Source organism: Variovorax paradoxus, assembly GCF_902712855.1.
Lineage (GTDB): Bacteria > Pseudomonadota > Gammaproteobacteria > Burkholderiales > Burkholderiaceae_C > Variovorax > Variovorax paradoxus_Q.
The window spans coordinates 984,037-1,005,137 of the sequence record NZ_LR743508.1 but is presented as its reverse complement, the minus strand read 5'-3'; the positions used below and the strand labels follow the sequence as shown (position 1 = coordinate 1,005,137).

The window sequence follows — 21,101 nt, the reverse complement described above, 5'->3', positions numbered from 1 at the left end:
TTGGGCGAAAACCATGAGTGGTTGGGACCTCATTCAGCTATTGGCTGAAGGGCAGTCGCGACTTGTCGCTCGCGTCGACGTCGCGGTCGAAGTCATGGCGGGTGTAATCGCGAGGGTAGTAGGAAAAGCTCTTCAGGCGGTAGTACGCGTTTGCGTTCATGTAGCGTCGCGACATGTCCAGACTGGCGAGCTCGGCCGACTCTGCATCAATTTCCCGGCTCAAGTGAACATGGGTGATGCCCGTCTCATCGGTGCTACGGGAGTCCACCGCGACGCAGCCACTGCCTGACCATTCATTCAACAAGATGCTGGCAGTCTTGGGAGGGCCGTAGGCCACGACAGGGCCGACTGAAACGCCGGCAATGTGCTCGCTGTGTTCATCGAGGAATGAGCGCGTCTCGGTGAGTGTCTTGGCCGTCTCTCCCGCGTAGAGCAGCACATTGACTTTGGCAGCTACCCCGTTGTCTCCGCAAGCCTTAAGGAGCTTGGACGCTCGCTGCAGGTAACGATCAGGGTGTGCCGATTTGCGCATACTCAGGATCTGAGTGGGAGAGGCGGTTTCGAGCCCTAGGTCCAGGACCTTCATGCCCGCTTCGGCCAGGCAGGCGATTGTCTCCGCCGTCAGCGCATCGACACGGCTTTCTGTGCGCCACTTCATTTCTAGGCCACGTGAGCGCACAGCGCTAACCAGACCAGCGCTCCAGTTCAGATTGGGCGCGAACATCGACGTTTGCAGGTACGGGCGAACATCGCTGGTTCCGTACTGCCCCGCGATCATCGCCAAGGCGGCCGCGATCTGCTCGGCTGGCAGCAGCTTCTCGAGGGGGATGTCCCGTTCTTCGCAGAAACTGCACCCCATGCCACACCCTCGCGACGCCTCGATGCTTGGCTGATACCGCTCGAACCCCGAGACCAGTCGATGGTTCAGAACGAACTGCGGCGTCGGCGCGGAGAGCCGGCGCACGATCGGCGTGGCGGTGAGCAAACTCGTTATGACAGGCTCAGCCAGCCCTGGAATAAGCAAGTCCGCTTCAGGAAGCTTTTTGCGAAGCCAGCCAGGATCCGGACCGACAACCCAACGCCCGCCAACGATGATCTTTGCGCTGGGGTCCGCGAGGCGGACAAGCTTGCAAAACCGTTGCGCCCATTCGAGAGCGTAGAAGCTCGGGATCGACAGCATGACCGGCAGTGAGGACGGGAACGTTCCGTCTTGCACAAGCGCATCGAGCAATTCGCTGGGCTCGCGGTGCTCGCCGTGCACCAGCAAGGTCTTGAATCCCTGATCATTCAGGATCGTTGCAAGCGAGAGAGCGCCATAGTTCAAGTAGAGCTGCCGGCGAGCCAGCATATGATCGCGCTTCTTGGGCGACAGCATGCCCGCGGACACAAACGCCACTTTGTTCGATCGCCTCATTTCGAGCAGCGACCCGCGAACTGCGGCTTTAGAAGGAAAGCAGTGCCGTTTATTAGTTTTGAAGGCATTGACGGAAGCGGAAAGTCTGAGCAGGTCCGGCGGATTGTCGAGCATCTGCGTGATTCAGGTCGGTCCGTACTACAGACCAAGGAGCCAGACGGAGGACATCTAGGTGCAGAGGTGCGAGCGATCTTGACGCGGCCTCAGCGCACGCTGGACGCAACGGAGCAGCTCCTTTTGGTCAGCGCTGCTCGTTACGACCACGTCAAGAATGTCATTCGGCCAGCTCTGGCAGCCGGAGCCTGGGTCGTGTCCGACCGATTCTTGGACTCGACCTCCGCTTTCCAGGTGTCTGTGTCTGAAACGAATCTTCGTCCGCTGTTTCAAGCCGCCTGCGACATTGTCGTAGGAACCACCCTCCCAGATCTAACGCTTATCCTCGACCTGCCGCCGCAAGTGGCTATAAGCCGCCGCAGGCTGCGTGGCGACCAAGAAGATGACCCCGCGGAAAAAACCCGGGATTTTTCAGCGATCCGGAGCGCGTTGCTTGAGATTGCACGCAACGATCGGCGACGGTGCCGCGTCGTGAATGCAGACCAGCCCGTCGATCAAGTCGCTGCCGCAGTACGTCGCATCATTGAGCAGTCGCTGTGACTACGCCCGCCAAGAGTGCGGCCCCGTGGCGCTGACATCAGTTTAGGCCTTTTGTGCACCAACTTACCCGTAGTCTTTTAGTGACGCGCCTGATGGAATCGCTGGCAGTCCTCGCCCCAGGCTCGGTATTCGAGAGGTTCGCCGTCGTCCTGATAGAACAGCTGCACGACATCACGCTGGTGCAGCGCGGATCTTCCGTTACGGGCAGCCCTGTCGGCGGTGCGCTGGATGCCGTTTCGGAAGACGGCCGCGTGGTCGTGGAGGCGTCCATCGTCAAGGGGTATTTTTCGGGTCAGATGGCCAAGCCCTGGGGTGATCTGGAGCACGCGCTGGATCTCGCGCCGAGAGCACAAGATGTCTACCTTCTGAGCTCGCAACGTGCTGAAACGGGGAAAATCGAAGGCATGGTCAACGAAGCGCTCGGGCAAGCGCGGATGTCCGGTAGGCGCCTGCATCTTATGGACAGCCGGGCGATCGCTGAGGCCATCGTCGATACGCTCATGCTTCGGGACAGCGCCATCGACAAGCTGTCGGTCCATCTGCCTGTGTTGTCGGACATTCGGGACGACCACCCCGCATCTCTGACCGCAGCACCACTGAGCGAGAGTTATTTGCCAAACACAGCGGTCGACATAGAACTTGACCGGCTGCTGGATACGGAGAAATGCGTCGAGATCACAGGCATCGGCGGCATCGGCAAATCTCAGGCCGCAGCCGCGTGCCTGGCGCGCGCAGAAGGTCGATTCCACTACCGTTTCTGGGTCAGCGGCAGAGATATCGACGGCATTGAGCGCCTCTCTGCGGTCCCTCTGCGGCGCGGAGGTGCCGAACGAAACGTGAGTGCCTTGCTGCGGCGAGAGCGCACGATGTTGGTCCTCGATGACGCAAACGCCCGGCTTGACCCAGGCGGGCTGGCGAACTTGTGCGGCCCCGACTCGCGGGTCGTGATCACGCGGCAGCACCCATCCCCAGGAGCGTTCGCCATGCCACTGATGGACGAGCATCAGGCCCGCACCTTGCTCACCCACGACGTGGCGAGCCAGCTATCCGACAAAGCCTTTCGCACGATTTGGCGAACAGTCGGAGGTCACCCACTTACCCTGACGATGCTGAACGCCGCGGCACGGGAAGGATCGTCTTGGAACGAGCTTGCGAAGGAGTGCGCGCACGTAGCCAGGTTTCAACTGCACGGAGCGCGGCTTGCCGACAGCATCCTAGGAAGGCTCAGGCCGGCGCTTGAGGAGGAGCTGAGCCTCTTTCAATGGGCGGACCAAAGCAACTTGGATCGAGCCTTCTTTGAACACGTCATCGGTTCCCTTCGTATGAGGACGTTCGAGCGCCATGGCCTCACGGCGCCCGAAGGTAAGGCGTCGATTCGAATTCACGACATCGTCTTCACAGCGCTCAAGTCCCTGGACTGGCTAACTACACAGCGATCCAGGGCAATCGACGGTCACCTGGAAGCGTTCATCGTCAAACAGATCCGGGATGACGGGCATGGCCTGCAGCTGATCGCCTCGCAACTGCGAGCCAAGATCCGAAGAAACGTCGAGAACGGCGACCGACGTCCAGCCTACCTTTACGCTTTGGCGATGACGTGGAGCGGCGGTGCAATCCCTGTCCAGTTGCTTCCGGATCCGATCCACGAAGCCAAGCGACTGAGCGCGCTCAGCGCTCGCGAAAACGAAGTGGCGATTCTGGTCGTGCTTGAGACGATCGAAGCTAAGGGACGCTTTCTCAAGCACACCATGGGAGAAGTTGCGGTCACCAGCTGGCTCAATTCGGTGATGCAAGCCTACGGAGCGCTCGCTGACATGGCAGACCAAAGTGCTCGCCAAGTCGCTGAGATCAAGCACCACCAGGCTAAAGCGTTGCGCACTCTCGGGAGGGATTCCGAAGCCGAGGAGCTATTCCAGGAGGTGGTCGCCAGTTATCCCCTGAACGATGCCAAACTCCAGCTGGTGAGGTCCCTCGGCCTCAGGCCCGAGGGCTATGCGGCGGCAAAGCAGTACGCCACAGACATCATTGCCGCAAAGCTGGAGGACGCAGGCGTCTCGCCATCTCTGCTCCTGGCACTTGGAGACACACTCAACCTAGCTCGCAAGACATGGGCGGGAGAGCTTCTCGACCAACACGAGGAGATGTTTCTTGGCGAGGCGCTGTACAGCGCCGGGATCGGTGTTCCGCAGGGCTATCACTCGCTGGCGAACTTTGTGCGAGCGCTCATCTGGCATGCCCCTGAGCGAGTCGAGGGGGTGCTGGCGCGCCTGCCCGAGCCTACTCCCTTGATGCTGGACGATGATCAGAGCCGAGGCGCTTACGCCGAGATCATGATGATCGCAGGGCAAGCGAGCGAGAACAAGACGTACTTGAGCCGTGCGCTGCAAGCGTTTGAGACTCTCCAGTCTCCCAACGCCTACCAACGGCGCAAATGGGGTGAGACGCTCTACAAGCTGGATCGATTCATCGATGCAGAGGCTATTTTCGAGACCATCAGTGACGATCCGGGGCGCCCTTGGCTGGCCCATAATTTGTCGCAGGTCAAACTTGCGTTGGGCAAGCTTCCGGAAGCACTAGCGCTGATCGACGAGTCCGTAGCCGCTGCGGTTGGCGCGAATGAGAGGTACCGCAGCAGCTTTCTTCTGCAGCGGATCAAGGTCAAGCGTGCGCTGCAACTAGACGCTTCCGCCGATATTGCCGAAGCTTTGCGTTTCACGAAGCACCCTGGTCTTCTAAAGCAAATCTCTGAACTCGCTGGGTAGGTACAGCTTGGGGATGTCAGATGTTCAGCGAATGTGTTGCGTTGACCGGTTGAATCCGCCGCTGATAGGAGACGTTCGCGGCTCTCATCCCGAGAGACAGGTCCTGTCAGGATCGGCCACTGAGCATGGGCGGCTTGGCAGGCAGCTTCGCAAAGCTGCGTCGATTCAAGTGCCGATCCTGCCATCGCCGCGTCTTCCGCGCATCTCGGTGAGCCCGGAAATACAGCGTCGCCCCTGACAGGCACCGCGCAGCTCCTACACAATAGGTCGAAAAGCTTGGAGCCATGCGTGGCGAACCAGTGCCTATCAACTCGACGTTTGTTCGTCAGATTCAATGGTTAGAGGGAGGAAAGTATGCGCTTGATCGCAGTCACCCTGAAGAACTTCCGCGGCTACAGAGACGCCACGGAAGTGGCCTTCGACCGTCTTACGACGCTCATCGGGCGTAACGATGTCGGGAAGTCAAGCGTGTTGGAGGCGCTTGAGATCTTCTTTAACAACGACACTGTGAAGATCGATCCGAGCGATTGCCATGTTTCCGACGCTGGTGGCACTGTCGAGATCACCTGCGCGTTTGGAGATCTTCCCGGAGACTTTGTGCTCGACGCCCAGGCTCAGACTTCGCTAGCCCGCGAATACCTGCTCGATGCGGATGGCCTCCTCCGTGTGAAGAAGACTTTTCGCTGTACTACGGCTAAGCCAAAAGAGGAGGTTTTTGTCGTCGCAAACCACCCTTCCGCGGCCGGTTACTCCGACCTGCTCGAACAGAACAACGCCGGCTTGAAGAAGCGCCTGACGGACCTGAATATCTCTGCAGACGGCGTCCAGCAGAACAGCAACCCCTCGATCAGACGCAGTATCTGGGAGTCCTGTGGCGACCTGCAGCTCACCGTTCGTGATGTTCCGGTCAGCAAGGAAGACAGCAAGAAGATCTGGGAGCGCCTCAGCGAACTCATGCCGGTATACGCACTGTTCCAGAGCGACCGCGCCAGCAAGGACTCCGATTCAGAGGTTCAGGACCCAATGAAGTTGGCGATCGCGGCGGCCATTGCCGAGCCGCTCATCCAGCAGCGATTGAACGAAGTTGTTGCCGCCGTCCGAGCCAAGGCAATGGAGCTGGCAACCCGAACGCACGCGGCGCTAGCCTCGATTGACCCGAGTCTCGCGGGTCAACTAACGCCCGAGTTCAAGGCGGAACCCAGATGGGCTGGCCTCTTCGGCATCGCATTGAACGGGGATCAAGGCATTCCGATCAACAAGCGTGGAAGTGGCGTTCGGAGGTTAATCCTCGTGAGTTTCTTTCGGGCAGAGGCTGACAGAAAGCGCACCCAGGCTACAGGCCGCAGCATCATCTACGCAATCGAAGAACCAGAGACCTCGCAACATCCTCACAACCAGAAGATCCTGCTCGAGGCTTTCCAAGATCTATCGGCGGAACCCGAATGCCAGGTGCTTCTAACGACTCACAGTCCCGGATTCGCTTCGTACCTGCCATTGGAGAGCTTTCGCTTCGTTCGATTGAACGCTACCGGAAGGCCCGAAATCGCGGACGCTACCAACGCGACGTGGGAGAAGATGGTCGATACGCTTGGCGTGGTTCCTGACAACCGTGTGCGCCGACTCATTTGCGTTGAAGGCCCCACAGACGTCCTCGCACTTAGATGCATGAGTAGCGCGCTGCACCTTGCCGATCCGACGATCATCGATCTGTCATCGGATCCTCGGATCGCCTTCGTTGTTCTGGGCGGAGGCACTCTCAGCCACTGGGTCAATGAACACTACCTTCGACCGCTTGGTCGGCCTGAGATCCACGTCTACGACCGAGATGTCGCGACGTATGCACAGTCGGTTGCGGATGTGAATGCGCGGGGAGACGGTTCTTGGGCGGTCCAGACGCTGAAGCTTGAAGTCGAGAACTACCTGCATCCCGATGCGATCCAAGAGGGGCTCGGCGTCGTCGTTGCCTTCGGGGACAACGACGACGTTCCTGCGATCGTGGGCGCCGCCGGCGGGTGGAAAGCAAACACCACAAAGCGAAAGCTTGCCCGCTATGCGTTCCCCAAGATGACCGCTGCTCGCATCAACGCACGCGATCCCGGAGGCGAATTCGAGGCACTCCTGCGCCGAATTGAGGCTTCCCTCTGACGCATTCAGCCAAGCAGGCCGCATTCCAACTGCTACCAATTCTTCGCACATGGGCCGGTATGCCCTCTTCAGACATTCCAGGTCGGCATTCGCAGTCCGTCGCCCGGCTGGCGCGCGGCACGGCCCCCTAGGGAGTCGTATGTCCGCTTCCTCGCCGATAAGGTGTGTTCGAGCGCCACTGGCGACCGGCGGCAATCGCTGCAAAGCGGAAGCTCCACGGAGAAACCAGAATAGAAGAGCTGTGGTGGGCGCCAAGCAACCTTTAGAGACTTGGCGCCCTGAGCCCAGTTACCCAACCGGACTCATCTCCTGATAAAGCTTCACAGCCTCCCGCGCCAAATCAGAAGCAATCCAAAGCAGATTCTCCCGATGCGCTTCCCCCGCATCCTCGAACCATCCGTCACCGGCGCCGTAGAAGCACCAGAGCAGCGAGTTCAACTGCTCCAGCTTGTTCTCCAGAAGATCGGATGCATCGGGTGTGTTGGTGGTTGCGTCTGCAGACGCCCGCTTCGGGTCGCGGGCCATAATTCGTTCAGCCATCTGGTGTGCTCCTTTTCAAAGTTCTGCACGTCATTTGGTCAGACGGTCAAGGTGCGCGAACACCTTGGCCGTCGCCTTTTGTGCCTCGCGTTCGCGTCGATGCATGCGCACCGACAACCCGCCGCGAGGCAAAGCGGTTGATGGATCAGTTCAAGAAGAAGTAGCGGTGCCCTCCATGCCCACTGGGTGGGTCGTTCGACCACAGGGGCATTCACTGTATAGAAGACCAACGCCAGGCAGGCATCGCTTTCTGCCCAGAATTTCTCGATTCCTTCGAGTAGTCGCGGCGACGCAGTGCTAGGTGTTGAGTTGCATTAGGTTGCTCCCTTCGAGTCGGGAAGCTAGGGGCCTGTAGCCCAATGCCGAGTGCGGCCTTCTAGCGCGGTAGTAGCTCGGGAACGCAGGCAGCCATGTTGTGCGTTCGTTGCTGTTGGCCCAGAGGCGGCCATTGGCCGACTCGCACAGACTCGTCTGGATGAATCGCTCGGCATTGCCGTTGGTCTGTGGGCAACAGGCTCGGTCAGGGAGTGTTTGATTCCCAAGGACTTGGAAAGTCCGGTCGAACAGCTGCGAGCGATAGGCTGGGCCGTTTCAGCGATCAGGCGCTTGATGGTCACGCCCACGGCTGCGTAGTGAGCCACAGCGGCCTGCAGGGATGCCTCGGCTGATTCCTTTTGCGATGGTCGCAAGCACTGCTCGCAGCCGGGCAGGACCTACGCAGGTTGCTCGGAACCCGGCTCCTGGGCTCGCAGGCAAGAAACGCTGATTGTTCTTCAATCGCGGGCTCCAACTTTTTTCTCCCTGCTATATCCCGATTCCTCCATTACCTAATCGCATCACCTATCTCATCGTTTCTCTCAAGGCTTGTCTTCGGTAATTCAAATTCAACATTTAACAAGTACAAATAAGTGTACGTGCCGATATGTATTACTACATAGGTAGCCTACCTAGCGCACCGCGCCTCTGCTGCCGCATAGGATGCCTTCGCTTTCTGTCAACCAAGAAAATCAAATGGGAGACTCGCATGACCGACTTTTATATTTATTGCCCGGGCGACCTCGCGAGATGAGTGACGTCATTCTCGAAACACGCCAGCTCACCAAGGAATTCAAAGGGTTCACCGCGGTCAGCAAGGTCAACCTGTCGGTGAAGCGCGGTTCGATCCATGCGCTCATCGGTCCCAACGGCGCCGGCAAGACGACCTGCTTCAACCTGCTGACGAAGTTCCTCGAGCCGACCACCGGCACGATCCTCTTCAACGGCCAGGACATCACGCGCGAGCGTCCCGCGCAGATCGCGCGGCGCGGCATCATCCGCTCGTTCCAGATCTCGGCCGTGTTCCCGCACCTCACGCTGCTGGAGAACGTGCGCCTCGGCCTGCAGCGGCGGCTGGGCACCTCGTACCACTTCTGGAAGAGCGAGAAGTCGCTCAAGCCGCTCGATGCGCGTGCGCGCGAACTGCTCGCCGAGGTGGGCCTCGAAGAGCTTGCCGAAGAGCAGACCGTGAACCTGCCGTACGGCCGCAAGCGCGCGCTCGAGATCGCCACCACGCTGGCAATGGAGCCCGAGCTGATGCTCCTCGACGAGCCCACGCAGGGCATGGGCCACGAGGACGTGCATCGCGTGGCCGATCTCATCAAGCGCGTCTCGGCCGGACGCACCATCCTGATGGTGGAGCACAACATGAGCGTGGTCTCGACGATCGCCGACACCATCACCGTGCTGCAGCGCGGCGCCGTGCTGGCCGAAGGCCCATACGCCGAGGTCTCGAAGAACCCGCAGGTCATGGAGGCCTACATGGGCACCACCGACGGTCAACTGCAAGGGGCTCATTGATGACCGCCGCATTGGAAATCAAGGGCCTGCAGGCCTGGTACGGCGAATCGCACGTGCTGCACGGCGTCGACATGGTCGTGCAGCCGGGCGAGGTCGTCACGCTGCTGGGCCGCAACGGCGCGGGCCGCACCACGACGCTGCGCGCCATCATGGGCCTGACGGGCGCACGCAAGGGCAGCATCGAGGTCAACGGCAAAGAGACCATCGGCATGCCGACGCACCGCATCGCCCACCTGGGCATCGGCTACTGCCCCGAAGAGCGCGGCATCTTCGCGAGCCTGTCGTGCGAGGAGAACCTGATGCTGCCGCCCGAGCTCAAGGGGCGGGGAGCGGGTGCATCGCAGGGCATGTCGATCGACGAGATCTACACCATGTTCCCCAACCTGGCCGAGCGCCGGCACAGCCAGGGCACCCGCCTGTCGGGCGGCGAGCAGCAGATGCTGGCGGTGGCGCGCATCCTGCGCACGGGCGCCAGGCTGCTGCTGCTCGACGAGATCTCCGAAGGCCTCGCGCCGGTCATCGTGCAGGCGCTCGCCCGCATGATCACCACGCTGCGCGCCAAGGGCTACACCATCGTGATGGTGGAGCAGAACTTCCGCTTCGCCGCACCGCTGGCCGACCGCTTCTACGTGATGGAGCACGGCCGCATCGCACTGACATTCGGCGCTGCCGAACTCGAGGCCAGGATGCCCGTGCTTGCAGAGCTGCTCGGGGTTTAGCCGGGCCCTGCGGCCCCACTACCGCATCGCTGTGGCCAACGCGTCCGTGCTGCCGATCGCATCCCTGCGTGCCCGTCTCATCAATGCAGGCGCGCGCCCGTGCATCCACTGTCCAACGATATTCAAGGAGACACCCATGTTCAGAAAATTCGCATACCTCTCGTTCGGCGTTCTGACACTCTGCGCCGGCGCCGCGCAAGCCCAGGAGAAGGTGAAGATCGGCTTCGTCACCGACCTGTCGAGCCTGTACGCCGACCTCGAAGGCAAGGGCGGCGCCACCGCCATCCAGATGGCCATCGACGACTTCGGCGGCAAGGTGCTGGGCCAGCCCATCGAACTGCTCACGGCCGACCACCAGAACAAGGCCGACATCGCCGCCTCGAAGGCCCGCGAATGGATAGACACTGCCGGCGTGAGCATGATCTTCGGCGGCACCAACTCCGGTACCGCGCTGGCCACGGCCAAGGTCGCGGAAGAAAAGAAGCGTGTGTACTTCAACAACGGCGCCGGCACTTCTGCACTCACCAACGAACAATGTAGCCCGTACACCGTGCACTACGCCTATGACACCGTGGCGCTGGCCAAGGGCACCGGTGCCGCAGTCGTGGAGAACGGGGGCAAGAGCTGGTTCTTCCTGACGGCGGACTACGCCTTCGGCCACGCGCTGGCCGCCGACACCGCCAAGGTGGTGAAGGAAAAGGGCGGCACGGTGGTAGGCGCGGTGCGCCATCCGCTGAACGCGCCGGACTTCTCGTCGTTCCTGCTGCAGGCTCAAAGCTCCAAGGCCCAGGTTCTGGGCCTCGCCAACGCGGGCGGCGACACTGTCAACGCCATCAAGGCCGCCAAGGAGTTCGGCATCAACAAGACCATGAAGACCGCCGGCCTGCTGGTCTTCCTGAGCGACATCCACAGCCTGGGGCTGAAGAACACCGAAGGCCTGCTGCACACCACCAGCTGGTACTGGGACCTGAATGACGAGTCGCGCAAGTTCGCCAACCGCTTCTTCGAGAAGACCAAGCGCATGCCCACCGACATCCAGGCCGCCGACTACTCGGCCACCATGACCTACCTGAAGGCCGTGGCCGCCGCCAAGACCACCGACTCCGACAAGGTCATGGCGCAGCTCAAGAGCATGAAGATCGACGACTTCTACGGCAAGGGCCAGATCCGCGCAGACGGCAGCTTCATCCACGACATGTACCTGGTCGAGGTGAAGTCGCCCGCCGAATCGAAGAAACCCTGGGACTACCTCAAGGTGCTGAAGACGCTGCCGGGCGAGCAGCTCTTCACCACGAAGGCCGAAACGAAATGCCCGCTCTGGAAATGACGTTGCTCCGACACGCGGACATCCTCAATTCGCCATGACCATCTCCCTTCCCGCCTTGTTGAGCCAGCTCCTCCTGGGGCTGGTCAACGGCTCCTTCTACGCCATCCTGAGCCTCGGGCTGGCGGTGATCTTCGGCCTGCTCAACGTCATCAACTTCGCGCATGGCGCGCTGTTCATGCTCGGCGCCGTCCTGACCTGGATGGCGATGGAGTATTTCGGCATCAACTACTGGTTGATGCTGATCGCCGCGCCCATCGTCATCGGCATCTTCGGCGTGCTCATCGAGCGGCTGCTGCTGCGCTGGATCTACAAGCTCGACCATCTCTACGGCCTGCTGCTCACGCTGGGCCTCACGCTGCTGATCGAGGGCGTCTTCCGCTCGATCTACGGCGTGTCCGGTCTGCCCTACGACGCGCCCGAGGCGCTGTCGAGCGCCACCGACCTGGGCTTCATGGTGCTGCCCAACTACCGCGCGTGGGTGGTCGTCGCCTCGCTGGTGGTGTGCTTCGCCACCTGGTACGTGATCGAGAAGACCCGCCTGGGCGCCTACCTGCGCGCCGGCACCGAGAACCCCCGGCTGGTGGAAGCCTTCGGCGTCAACGTGCCGCTGATGATCACGCTGACCTACGCCTTCGGCTGCGCGCTCGCGGCCTTTGCGGGCGTGCTGGCCTCGCCGGTGATCCAGGTGTCGCCGCTCATGGGGCAGAACCTCATCATCGTGGTGTTCGCCGTGGTCGTGATCGGTGGCATGGGCTCCATCATGGGCGCCATCCTCACCGGGCTCGGCCTGGGCGTCATCGAAGGCTTCACCAAGGTCTTCTATCCGGAAGCATCGTCAACGGTCGTGTTCGTGATCATGGTCATCGTGCTGCTCATCCGCCCCGCCGGCCTGTTCGGCAAAGAGAAATAAGGCGAGCGGCATGAACACGAAAAAAATCTCCCTCGTCGTCTACGCGCTGCTGCTGGTCGCGCTGGTGCTGGCTCCGTTCTTCGGCGCCTATCCGGTGTTCGTGATGAAGCTCATGTGCTTCGCCCTGTTCGCCGCGGCCTTCAACCTGCTGCTGGGCTACACCGGGCTGCTGTCCTTCGGCCATGCGGCCTTCCTCGGCGGCTCCGCGTACGTCGCGGGGCACGCGATGAAGGTCTGGGGCCTCACGCCCGAACTGGGCCTCATCGCGGGCACGCTCACCGGCGCCTTCCTCGGCTGGATCTTCGGCGTGCTGGCCATCCGCCGCCAGGGCATCTACTTCGCGATGATCACGCTGGCGCTGGCGCAGATGATGTTCTTCGTCGCGCTGCAGGCCAGGTTCACGGGCGGCGAGGACGGCCTGCAGGGCGTGCCGCGCGGCAAGCTCTTCGGCCTGGTCGACCTGTCGAGCGACCTCACCATGTACTACGTCGCGCTGGTGATCGTGGTGGCCGCATTCCTGCTGATCGTGCGCACCATCCACTCCCCGTTCGGCCAGGTCCTCAAGGGCATCAAGGAAAACGAACCTCGCGCGCTGTCCCTGGGCTACGACGTGAGCCGCTTCAAGCTGCTGGCCTTCGTGATCTCGGCGGCGCTGTCGGGCCTTGCAGGTTCGCTCAAGACGCTGGTGCTGGGCTTCGCCACGCTGTCGGACGTGCACTGGACCGCCTCGGGCCAGGTCATCCTGATGACGCTGGTGGGCGGCCTCGGCACGCTCTCGGGTCCGCTGGTGGGCTCCGCGGTGGTGGTGCTGCTGGAGAACAAGATCGGCGAACTCGGCAACCTGCTGGCGCGCATCACCACCGTCGACTGGTTCAACACGCTGGGCGAGTCGGTGACCATGGTCACGGGCCTGATCTTCGTGATCTGCGTGCTGGCCTTCCGCAAGGGGATCATGGGCGAGATCATCGCCTTCGTCGACCGGCGGCGAAACAAGTAGTGCTGGCGGGTGGCTGCATCGATGAAGGACCGAGCAGCCACCGGCGGTGCGAATGACTCAGTCGCGCCCGAACTGTCGCGCATGCTCCACGGCGTACTTGATGAGCTCGGCCTGCCCTTCGATGCCGAGCCGCCGCTTGATGCTCTGGCGGTGCGCCTCGACAGTGCGCACGCTCAGGTTCAGCTCGCGCGCGATCTGCTTGCTCGACTCGCCTCGGCCCAGTGCGGAAAGGATCTCGCTCTCGCGCGGGGTGAGCAAGGGGCGTGGCTCCTGCGTGCGAAAGAGCTTCTTCGACACGGCCGGGCTCAGGAAGGTGCCGCCGGCCGACACGGCCTCGATGGCGGCAACGATCTCGGCGGCGGGCGCGTCTTTCAGCACATAGCCGCGCGCGCCCACCTGCAAGGCCTTCTGCACGTACTCGGGGTTGTCGTACATGCTGAGCATCACGATGTGCGTGGCGGGCTGGCGTTGCAGCAGCAGCGCGGCAAGCTCGATGCCGTTCATGTCCTTCATGCCGACATCCATCAGCATGAGGTCGGGGCGCACGCTGTCGACCTGCGCCAGGGCCTCGGCCGCACTGCCGGCCTCGCCGACGATGTCGAGGCCGGGCATGGAGCCGAGCCGCGCGCGCAGGCCGTCGCGCACCAGCGGGTGGTCGTCGACCAGGAAGAGGCTGATGGTGGTGGTGGTCATGCGGTTGCCGCAGGCTCGGCCCTGGCGTGGCGGGCCGGCACCTCGGCCTCGATGGAAGTGCGCCCGGCGTTGGAGCACATGGTGAGCCTGCCGCCGATCGATTCCATGCGCTCGCGCATGTTGCGCAGGCCGATGCCGCGGCGCGGGTCGAGCTGCACGGCGTCGATGTCGAAGCCGGTGCCGTCGTCGCTCACCTCGAGCCGCACGCCGTCTTCCTCGTCGAAGTTCAATTCGATGCTCACATGCCGCGCGTGCGCATGCTTGCGCACGTTGGTCAGCGCCTCCTGCGTGAGGCGAAACAGCGCGGTCTTCACTTCGGGCTGAAGCTCGAAGGCTTCGCCGCCGATCATCATCGACGCGCCGACGGCGCCCTCCTCGCGGAACTCGTCGACCAGCCGCTCGAGCGCGGCGGGCAGGCCGAGCGTGTCGAGCAAGGCGGGGCGCAGGCGGTGCGAGATGCGGCGCACCTCGGTCAGCGAATCGTTGAGCCGCTGCAGGGCCTTGCCGAGCGCGGGCGGTGCGGGCTGCTGCTTGCGCTCCATCGACTCCACGGCCGATTCGATGAGCAGCTTGGCGGACACCAGCGTCTGGCTGGTGCCGTCGTGCAGCTCGCGCGCGAGGTGGCCGCGCTCTTCTTCCTGCGACTGCACCACGCGCCGCGCGAGCAGGCGCAGCTTGGCTTCTGCGGTGCGGTGTTCGCTGAGGTTCAGCAGCAGGCCGGCGGCGCTCACGGTGCCCAGGCACAGCGCGGCAATGCCGGCGATCCACAGCAGCGTGGCCGTCACGTTGGCGTTCATCTGCCGGTCGAGCGTGTCCATGGTCGACTGAATGTCGTCGAGGTAGAGGCCGGTGCCGACCATCCAGTTCCAGCGCGGCATGGCGGTGACGTAGCCGAGCTTGGGCGCGAGCTGCGCGCTCGAGGGTTTGCGCCACTCGTACTCGACGTAGGCACCGCCGTTTTCCCTGGCGCCCTTGATGAGGTCCTGGATGGTGAAGCGGCCGTGCGAGTCCTTCAGGTCCCACAGGTTCTTGCCGACCAGTTCGGGCTGGCGCGAGTGCATGAGGGAGTTGCCTTCGAGGTCGTACACGAAGAAGTAGCCGTCGTCGCCGTAGTTGAGCGCGGCGAGGCGGCGCAGCGCTTCGTTGCGGGTGGCCTCGTCGTCCTGGCCCGATTCGTACAGCGGCAGCAGGTTGCTCACGGCCAGGTCGACATAGCTGCGCAGCTCGCTGCGGCGCTGGGCCATGTAGCTGCGCTCGATGAGCGCGCGCTCGCGCTGCGCAAGATCGTGCTCCTGGTGGCGCACCGCGAGGGCCACCAACACCAGCGCCACGAGCAGCGGTGCAACGGCCAGCGCAACGATCTTGGTGCGTAGATTCATGGGGCGGCAAGCGTACCACCGCGCCCGCAGCGCTCCTGCGACGCACCTCCGTGCGGCTCTGGCAAAGGCTCGGTCAGCCTTCGGCGTATGGCGGTGGCGGTGGCGGTGGCAACAGGCCGCGGTCGATCAGCGCGTGCAGCAGTGCCGACTGGTCGGCGCCGCCTTCGAGCGCCAGGTCGAGCTTCTTGCCCGACTCGGGCCGGATGGCCAGGAAGCTGAACGCGTAGCCGATGCCGTTCGCGCGGCGATGGCTGACGCGGGCGCGCAGCAGGTCGATGTGCCATTGGCCGTCGGTGCTGCGCAGCAGCGTGCCGTCGAGCTCGAAGGCGCGCACCCGCGAAGGCGAAAAGGTGCTGAGCTGCGCGAGCGGGATGGCCCACACGAGCCATGCGACCAGCGGCACCAGCACGCAAAGGGCCACCACGGTCTTCACGAAGCCCGCATCGGACGCATGACCCAGCACCGCGATGCCCGCGGCACCCGCCAGCGCATAGCCGGCCCAGATCCACGTCCGGAAGCACCGCCAGCAGAAGACCATGGCACGGCTTTGCAGCGTGCCGGCATGCGCCGGTCGGGCTGGGCCACCCCGCGAAAGATAGTGGGCGACAACCGGCGCCAGTTCATCGACGGGCGCCGTCAGCATCAGCTTGCCGAAGGGGCGCGTGTGAACGATGAGATAGCTGTCGCTGTCGGGAATGCCTTCGATGGTCAGCACGTCGATCCAGTCGATGTGGCCAAGGCCCTGAACAGCGAAACCGTCTTCGCCGACATCGACCTGGGTGCTTGCGTCGAAGGGCTTCGGCCTGCCCTTGGCCGGGCGCAGCCATCGCGTCTCGACCCAGGCCCATCCGGCCACCACGAACACCAGCCCGACCATCCACACGGCGAACAGGCCCAGCCAGACCAGCATGTCGAGCGCGATGCGCCAGCCGGTCGCTTCCATGTCGACCACCTGCACCATGACGGCGAAGATGAGCGCGGAGTAGAGCGCGCACGCCACCAGCGTGGGCCAGATGCGGGTGCCGTCGATGCGGGTGACGTGAACCTGCCGCGAGAAAACCGGCGATGCCTGCGGGGGTGGGTGCATCGGGCGAGTGTGCGCTATCGGCCCGCGGCAACGGCCACCGCCCGCTGGCGGAATTCGGTGGCGTAGTAGAGCAGCGCCAGCGCCACGTAGCCGCCGCCCAGCAGGCAGAGGCCGTTCCAGCCGTGGAAGGCGTACACGGCCGCGGCAATGCCGGAGGCCACGGCGGCGCAGATGAAGATGAAGGTCATGAACAGGCCGTTGAGCCGGCCGCGCAGCTCGGGCGCGAGCATGAACAGGCTGCGGAAGTTGAGCACCTGGCACAGCTGCACCGCGCCATCGAGCAGGATGCCCGCGGCCACCAAGCCGGCCAGCGAGCGGTAGTGCATGGCGACGGCGCCGAGCACGAACGAGAACAGCGCAACCGCAATGGCGGCGCCGGTGGCGGGTCGTGTCCATCCCCGGTCGGCCAAGCGGCCTGCCACGGGCGCAAGCAGCGCGCCGGCCGCGCCGGCCAGCGCAAACAACGCAATGCCGCGCTGGCCCATGCCGAACTCGTGCACCAGCGCCAGCGGCACGGCAGTCCAGAAGGCCTGGAAGGCGGAGAACATCATCCCCTGGTAGAAGCCGCGCCGGCGCAGCAGCGGCGTGTTCAGCACGATGCCGGGCAGCGAGGCCATGGTGCGCGCATAGCCCACCGAGGCATGCGGGCGGCGCTCGGGCAGCGCGCGCCACAGCACGGCGATGAGCACGGCCATCAGCAGCGCCGACAGCCAGAACACCGCGCGCCAGCCCAGCGCCGACGCCACGATGCTGGCAAAGGGCCGCGCCAGCATGATGCCGCCGAGCAGGCCGGCCATGATGTTGCCGACCACCTTGCCGCGCGTAGCCTCGGGCGCGAGGTGCGAGGCGAAAGGCAGCAGCACCTGGGCCGCCACCGCGCAGGCACCGACCACGAACGAGGCCGCCAGGAAGGTCGCGGCCGAGCCCGACAGTGCAATGCCCACGAGCCCGATGACCGCGCCGGCCAGCGCCCCGACGATGAGGCGCCGGTTCTCCACCACGTCGGCCAGCGGCACCAGCAGCAGCAGGCCGGCGCCGTAGCCGAGCTGGGTGAGCGTCATGATCAGCCCGGCCAGGCCGGCGTGCAGCTGCAGCGTGTCGGAGATGGGCCCGATCAGCGGCTGCGCGTAGTAGATATTGGCCACGCACAGGCCGCAGGCGACGGCGAAGACCAGCGTGAGGGCCGGGCTGAGCCCGGGGGCGTGCACATGCGCAGCGGCTGCGGTGCGGGCAGGGGGAGTGTCGGGATGTGGCACGAGAGGCCTCGGTGGCTGGCGGGGAGCGTTCTGGAAGCGGCGGGAGGAACACCCAAAGGCAAGGGTTAACCCGCGGCCGGGCACCTTAGCACGGGCGACCGATTCGTGCAGGGGCCAGCGCCGGAGGCGCCCGGCGCGGCCGGAGGTTCAGTCGACGCTGGTCGGCCGGCCCGAAGCCACCCAGGCGTCGAGCCCGCCCGTCAGCGGCAGCGCCCGCCTCGCGCCGCGCGCCAGCAGCACGCGCGCGGCCTGCGCTGCCGACACCTCGTTGGGGCAGTTGCAGTACAACACCACGTCGCGCCCGGCGGCGTGCGACAGGTCGAGGCTGCGCTGCTGCAGCGCCTTGAGCGTGTACGACTGGGCGCCCGGAATGCGGCGCGGGTCGACCTGCATGCCGGCCTTGCCGCGCACGTCGATCACCAGCGGTGGCTCGTCGCCGTTGAGCAGCTCGTGCAGTTCTTCCACCGAGATGCGCGGCATGCCGGTGAGCCGCATGAACGCGCGGCGGCGCCAGTAGCGCACGGCCAGGAAGATGAGCAGCAGCACGCCCAGCGCCACGGTGGCGATGCCGCCGGCCTGCGCCATGATGGCCAGCACCTCCTGGATCTGGTCGCGGAACACCCAGCCCAGGCCGAGGAAGAGCCCGGTCCAGACCAGCGCGGCACCCACGTCGAAACCGATGAAGCGCCGCACCGACATGCCGAGCGCGCCGGCCATCGGCGGCGCCACCACCGACACGCCGGGCACGAACTTGGCCGCCACCAGCGACATGCCGCCCCAGTCGGTGATGAGCGACTCGCCGCGCCGCACGCAGGTGTCGGGCGACAGCGAGATGCGGCACAGCAGCCGCATGAACCTGTAACCGAAGCGCCGCCCGGCATAGAACCAGGCGCCGTCGCCCAGCAGGTTGGCCGCCACGGCGGCGAGCACCACGCCGAGCACCGACACATCGCCCGCGGCCAGCAGCGCGCCAGTGAGCACCAGCACTGCGGCGGCCGGCACCGGCAGCCCGAGGCGGGCCGCAAAGCTGGCGGCGAACACCACCAGGATCGCGTTCTGCACGAGCAGCGACATCAGCTGTGCCATGGCTGCCCCTGTCGTGACCCGTACGCGGGTGGAAATTGCGGTGGTTGCGTGCTGTTCATGCCGGCAGCGATTGTCCGGCATGGCCCAAGAACGTACCGCGCCATGGACATTCGCGAGATGCCGCCGGCGAAGGGGTTGGCGGCCACGCGAAGGGGCAAGCCCGGGGGAGAACTAGCTTTCAACGCTGAACGCGAAGGTATTCAACCCGCCTACGCTCGATGCGCTCACCTGCCCGCCGTGCATGCTGGCCACCGCCTTCACGATGGCCAGCCCGAGCCCGTGGCCGTGGTGCTCGCCGCCGTCGTTGCGGGCGGCGTCCACCCGGTAGAAGCGGTCGAACAGATGCTGCAGGTGCTGCGCGTCGATGGGCGCGCCGGGGTTCGACACGGCGATCCAGGTCGCGCCCGCCTCCTCGCGCAGCGAAACGGCGATCTGCGCGCCCGGCTTCGAATGCTCGATGGCGTTCTGCAGCAGGTTCGACATGGCGCGGCGGAACAGCGCGCTTTCCAGCCGCGCCTCGGCCAGCACGTCGCCCTCGATGGTCACCTGCGTGCGCGTCTCGTCGAGCACGAACTCGAAGAACTCGATGGTCTTGCGCACCTCCTGCGCCACCGGCGTGCGCACCAGCCCGGTGGCGACTTCGCCGCGGTCGGCGCGTGCCAGGAACAGCATGTCGTTGACGATGGAACGCACCCGCTCCAGGTCTTCCAGGTTGGCCTGCAGCACCTCCTGGAACTCGCCGGCGCTGCGCTGGCGCGACAGCGCCACCTGCGTGCTGCCGATGAGGTTGGCCAGCGGCGTGCGCAGCTCGTGCGCCACGTCGGCGTTGAACGACTCGAGCTGGCCATAGGCCTCTTCGAGCCGTGCGAGCGCGCCGTTGAAGGCCTCGGCCAGCGCGGAGAGCTCGACCGGCAGCGGCTCCGAGCGCAGCCGTTGCGACAGCGTCTTGGGCCGCAGCGCCTGCGCCTCGGCCGACAGCCGCTCCAGCGGACGCAGCCCCACGCGCGCGATCCAGTAGCCCGCGAAGGCCACCACCAGCACCGCGCCGAGCCCGAGCGCGACCAGCGCGGTCAGGAAGGCTTCGCGGGTGCGCGCATAGGGCTCGGTGTTGCGCCCGACGATCAGCCGCACGGCCGGCCGGCTCTCGAAAGGCTCGATGTGCGCGGCGAGCGTGCGGAACGGCCGCTCCTGCCCCGGCAGCACGATGGCGCTGCTGTGGCCGTTGGCCTCGCGCGTGAGCCCGTCGATCTCGGCCAGGCCCTTGCCGTACTGGAAGCGCGGGTCGTCGCTGAGCACCCAGAAGCGCACGCTGCCGTCCTCGGGCGTGAGCGCGTCCATGCGCGCCTGCACGCGCGACCAGCGCTCGGGGCTGCCGATGGCCTTGATCCAGAACTGCAGGCTCTTCAGCGTGGTGTCGAGCTCCTCGTACTGGTGGCGCTCCAGCTCGCGCGCCAGCACGTTGTGCAGCGCGAAGCCGGCCAGCGCGAAGGTGGCGAGCGCCACCGCCGCGAACATGAGCACCAGCCGCGCAGTGATCGAGCGCTTCACGGCGCCGCGCCCTCGCCCTGCGCGTCGCGCACCTCCATCACATAGCCCATGCCGCGGATGGTGTGCAGCAGCTTCGGGCTGAAGGGCACGTCGATCTTGTCGCGCAGCCGCTTGATGGCCACCTCGACCACGTTGGTGTTGCTGTCGAAGTTCATGTCCCACACCAGCTCGGCGATGGCGGTCTTCGACAGGATCTCGCCCTGGCGCCGCGCCAGCACGGCCAGCAGCGCGAACTCCTTGGCGGTGAGGTCGATGCGCGTGCTGGCCCCATTGCCGCTGCTGCCACCACCGCCGCGGAACGCCTTGCGCGCCAGCAGGTCGACCTGCAGGTCGGCGATGCGCAGCTGCATCGGCTCCTGCTTGCGGCCGCGCCGGTTCAGCGCTTGCAGCCGTGCCAGCAGCTCGAGGAACGAGAAGGGCTTGACGAGGTAGTCGTCGGCGCCTTCGTGCAGGCCCTTGATGCGGTCCTCGACGCGGTCGCGCGCCGTGAGCATGATCACCGGCGTCTGCTTCACCGCGCGCAGTTCGCGCAGCACCGAGAAGCCGTCCTGCCCCGGCAGCATCACGTCGAGCACGATCACGTCGTAGTCGTGCGTGAGCGCCAGGTGCTGGCCGTCGATGCCGTTGTGCGCCATGTCGACGGTGCAGCCCTGCTCGGTCAGCCCCTTGGAGAGGTAGTCCGCGGTTCTCAGTTCGTCTTCGACTATCAGGATCTTCATGGCGTGTGCGGTCTCGCTGGTGTCAGCCG

Annotated in this window: 17 protein-coding genes and 1 pseudogene; 8 read left to right on the top strand and 10 right to left on the bottom strand. The window is 64.5% G+C overall.

Going from position 1 to position 21,101, the window contains the following annotated elements; all coding sequences use genetic code 11:
* Nucleotides 1-37: 37 nt before the first annotated feature.
* Nucleotides 38-1,528, bottom strand: coding sequence for a B12-binding domain-containing radical SAM protein (locus tag AACL56_RS31245; RefSeq protein ID WP_339094092.1), 1,491 nt, complete (start codon nt 1,526-1,528; stop codon nt 38-40).
* On the opposite strand from AACL56_RS31245, the gene tmk reads away from it, so the two are divergent.
* From tmk to AACL56_RS31230, 3 genes are all read left to right on the top strand, one after another.
* Nucleotides 1,457-2,068, top strand: coding sequence for a dTMP kinase (gene tmk / locus AACL56_RS31240; protein ID WP_339094090.1), 612 nt, complete (start codon nt 1,457-1,459; stop codon nt 2,066-2,068). The genes AACL56_RS31245 and tmk overlap by 72 nt on opposite strands.
* A 92-nt stretch (nt 2,069-2,160) precedes the next feature.
* Complete coding sequence (locus AACL56_RS31235) at nt 2,161-4,830, top strand: hypothetical protein (protein ID WP_339094088.1); 2,670 nt, start codon at nt 2,161-2,163, stop codon at nt 4,828-4,830.
* A 354-nt stretch (nt 4,831-5,184) separates the two neighbouring features.
* Complete coding sequence (locus tag AACL56_RS31230) at nt 5,185-6,975, top strand: ATP-binding protein (protein WP_339094087.1); 1,791 nt, start codon at nt 5,185-5,187, stop codon at nt 6,973-6,975.
* Between the two features lie 288 nt (nt 6,976-7,263).
* Here AACL56_RS31230 and AACL56_RS31225 read toward each other — a convergent pair whose 3' ends face one another.
* Together AACL56_RS31225 and AACL56_RS31220 are read right to left on the bottom strand one after the other, a co-directional pair.
* Complete coding sequence (locus AACL56_RS31225) at nt 7,264-7,515, bottom strand: hypothetical protein (protein WP_339094086.1); 252 nt, start codon at nt 7,513-7,515, stop codon at nt 7,264-7,266.
* A gap of 297 nt (nt 7,516-7,812) precedes the next feature.
* Nucleotides 7,813-8,189 (bottom strand): annotated as a pseudogene (locus tag AACL56_RS31220) (integrase core domain-containing protein); the annotation flags it as partial.
* Between the two features lie 391 nt (nt 8,190-8,580).
* Here AACL56_RS31220 and AACL56_RS31215 point away from each other — a divergent pair.
* The 5 genes from AACL56_RS31215 (at nt 8,581) to AACL56_RS31195 (ending at nt 13,304) form a co-directional block, all read left to right on the top strand.
* On the top strand, nt 8,581-9,351 hold the full coding sequence (locus tag AACL56_RS31215; protein ID WP_339091514.1) for an ABC transporter ATP-binding protein: 771 nt from the start codon (nt 8,581-8,583) through the stop codon (nt 9,349-9,351).
* Nucleotides 9,351-10,070, top strand: a complete 720-nt coding sequence (locus tag AACL56_RS31210) for an ABC transporter ATP-binding protein (RefSeq protein ID WP_339094085.1) — start codon at nt 9,351-9,353, stop codon at nt 10,068-10,070. The genes AACL56_RS31215 and AACL56_RS31210 overlap by 1 nt, the downstream gene beginning before the upstream one ends.
* 136 nt (nt 10,071-10,206) lie before the next feature.
* Entirely contained in the window at nt 10,207-11,397 is a 1,191-nt protein-coding gene (locus tag AACL56_RS31205) for an ABC transporter substrate-binding protein (RefSeq protein ID WP_339094084.1), read from the top strand.
* Between the two features lie 34 nt (nt 11,398-11,431).
* Entirely contained in the window at nt 11,432-12,307 is an 876-nt protein-coding gene (locus AACL56_RS31200) for a branched-chain amino acid ABC transporter permease (RefSeq protein ID WP_339094082.1), read from the top strand.
* Between the two features lie 10 nt (nt 12,308-12,317).
* Nucleotides 12,318-13,304, top strand: coding sequence for a branched-chain amino acid ABC transporter permease (locus AACL56_RS31195; protein ID WP_339094080.1), 987 nt, complete (start codon nt 12,318-12,320; stop codon nt 13,302-13,304).
* 57 nt (nt 13,305-13,361) lie between these two features.
* Here AACL56_RS31195 and AACL56_RS31190 read toward each other — a convergent pair whose 3' ends face one another.
* The 7 genes from AACL56_RS31190 to AACL56_RS31160 form a co-directional block, all read right to left on the bottom strand.
* Nucleotides 13,362-13,997 (bottom strand): response regulator transcription factor, encoded by a 636-nt coding sequence (locus AACL56_RS31190; protein ID WP_339094078.1) that lies wholly within the window; start codon nt 13,995-13,997, stop codon nt 13,362-13,364.
* Complete coding sequence (locus tag AACL56_RS31185) at nt 13,994-15,376, bottom strand: cache domain-containing protein (protein WP_339094076.1); 1,383 nt, start codon at nt 15,374-15,376, stop codon at nt 13,994-13,996. Before AACL56_RS31185 ends, AACL56_RS31190 begins: the two co-directional genes overlap by 4 nt.
* Before the next feature lie 73 nt (nt 15,377-15,449).
* Nucleotides 15,450-16,463, bottom strand: a complete 1,014-nt coding sequence (locus AACL56_RS31180; RefSeq protein WP_339094074.1) for a hypothetical protein — start codon at nt 16,461-16,463, stop codon at nt 15,450-15,452.
* Between the two features lie 14 nt (nt 16,464-16,477).
* On the bottom strand, nt 16,478-17,719 hold the full coding sequence (locus AACL56_RS31175) for an MFS transporter (RefSeq protein WP_339094072.1): 1,242 nt from the start codon (nt 17,717-17,719) through the stop codon (nt 16,478-16,480).
* Between the two features lie 147 nt (nt 17,720-17,866).
* A complete protein-coding gene (locus AACL56_RS31170; protein ID WP_339094070.1) occupies nt 17,867-18,805 on the bottom strand; it encodes a VTT domain-containing protein in 939 nt (312 codons plus the stop codon).
* Nucleotides 18,806-18,976: 171 nt separating this feature from the next.
* Nucleotides 18,977-20,353 carry a heavy metal sensor histidine kinase gene (locus AACL56_RS31165; protein ID WP_339094068.1) on the bottom strand — a complete coding sequence of 459 codons (1,377 nt, stop codon included), beginning with the start codon at nt 20,351-20,353 and terminating at the stop codon, nt 18,977-18,979.
* Nucleotides 20,350-21,072, bottom strand: a complete 723-nt coding sequence (locus AACL56_RS31160; RefSeq protein ID WP_339094066.1) for a heavy metal response regulator transcription factor — start codon at nt 21,070-21,072, stop codon at nt 20,350-20,352. Before AACL56_RS31160 ends, AACL56_RS31165 begins: the two co-directional genes overlap by 4 nt.
* Between the last annotated feature and the right edge of the window lie 29 nt (nt 21,073-21,101).

Bases quoted from the DNA above. Each gene is read 5' to 3' on its own strand.
- AACL56_RS31195 (WP_339094080.1), top strand. From the start codon at position 12,318: ATGAACACGAAAAAAATCTCCCTCGTCGTCTACGCGCTGCTGCTGGTC.
- AACL56_RS31190 (WP_339094078.1), bottom strand. From the start codon at position 13,997: ATGACCACCACCACCATCAGCCTCTTCCTGGTCGACGACCACCCGCTG.
- AACL56_RS31230 (WP_339094087.1), top strand. From the start codon at position 5,185: ATGCGCTTGATCGCAGTCACCCTGAAGAACTTCCGCGGCTACAGAGAC.
- AACL56_RS31225 (WP_339094086.1), bottom strand. From the start codon at position 7,515: ATGGCTGAACGAATTATGGCCCGCGACCCGAAGCGGGCGTCTGCAGAC.
- AACL56_RS31160 (WP_339094066.1), bottom strand. From the start codon at position 21,072: ATGAAGATCCTGATAGTCGAAGACGAACTGAGAACCGCGGACTACCTC.
- AACL56_RS31210 (WP_339094085.1), top strand. From the start codon at position 9,351: ATGACCGCCGCATTGGAAATCAAGGGCCTGCAGGCCTGGTACGGCGAA.
- AACL56_RS31200 (WP_339094082.1), top strand. From the start codon at position 11,432: ATGACCATCTCCCTTCCCGCCTTGTTGAGCCAGCTCCTCCTGGGGCTG.
- AACL56_RS31180 (WP_339094074.1), bottom strand. From the start codon at position 16,463: ATGCACCCACCCCCGCAGGCATCGCCGGTTTTCTCGCGGCAGGTTCAC.
- AACL56_RS31235 (WP_339094088.1), top strand. From the start codon at position 2,161: ATGGAATCGCTGGCAGTCCTCGCCCCAGGCTCGGTATTCGAGAGGTTC.
- AACL56_RS31185 (WP_339094076.1), bottom strand. From the start codon at position 15,376: ATGAATCTACGCACCAAGATCGTTGCGCTGGCCGTTGCACCGCTGCTC.
- AACL56_RS31170 (WP_339094070.1), bottom strand. From the start codon at position 18,805: ATGGCACAGCTGATGTCGCTGCTCGTGCAGAACGCGATCCTGGTGGTG.
- AACL56_RS31245 (WP_339094092.1), bottom strand. From the start codon at position 1,528: ATGCTCGACAATCCGCCGGACCTGCTCAGACTTTCCGCTTCCGTCAAT.
- AACL56_RS31215 (WP_339091514.1), top strand. From the start codon at position 8,581: ATGAGTGACGTCATTCTCGAAACACGCCAGCTCACCAAGGAATTCAAA.
- AACL56_RS31205 (WP_339094084.1), top strand. From the start codon at position 10,207: ATGTTCAGAAAATTCGCATACCTCTCGTTCGGCGTTCTGACACTCTGC.